The sequence below is a fragment of the Bradyrhizobium sp. NBAIM08 genome (assembly GCF_020193935.1).
Lineage (GTDB): Bacteria > Pseudomonadota > Alphaproteobacteria > Rhizobiales > Xanthobacteraceae > Bradyrhizobium > Bradyrhizobium yuanmingense.
Window position 1 is genome coordinate 1 of sequence record NZ_JADYVR010000805.1, and the last position, 414, is coordinate 414.

The following is a 414-nucleotide window of genomic DNA, read 5'->3' on the forward strand; positions in this document are numbered from 1 at the left end:
CTGATAAACCAGCACTGGCACCACTTCGCGGGTATGGTGGCTGTGACCAATGGTCGGATCGTTGCCGTGATCCGCCATCACGACCAGGCAATCATCTGGCTGCATCGCCTCAACAAGCCGGGCAAGGTTACGGTCAACGACCTGCAAACGTTCGGCATAACGTGCGACGTCTTCTGCATGACCAGCGAGGTCGGGTTCCTGAATGTTGGTGCAAATAAACGCCGTCGGATGGGTGTTAAATTCGTTGAGGGTGATATCCATAATCCGCTGGCTATCCACCAGATTTTGCCAGCTCACGCCATAAGGATTGTTGACGATATCTGCCACCTTACCCACCAGCACGGTTGGCACGCCTGCTTCATACAGTTTTTGTGGCACCTGCACTTTTTCATCGACGCCATAGCCCATATGCAC

Annotated in this window: 1 protein-coding gene; it reads right to left on the minus strand. The window is 53.6% G+C overall.

The features are described 5' to 3' along the window. A partial coding sequence (locus I6F37_RS42150) for a phosphopentomutase (RefSeq protein ID WP_225154694.1) occupies window positions 1-414 on the minus strand: 414 nt, incomplete at both ends.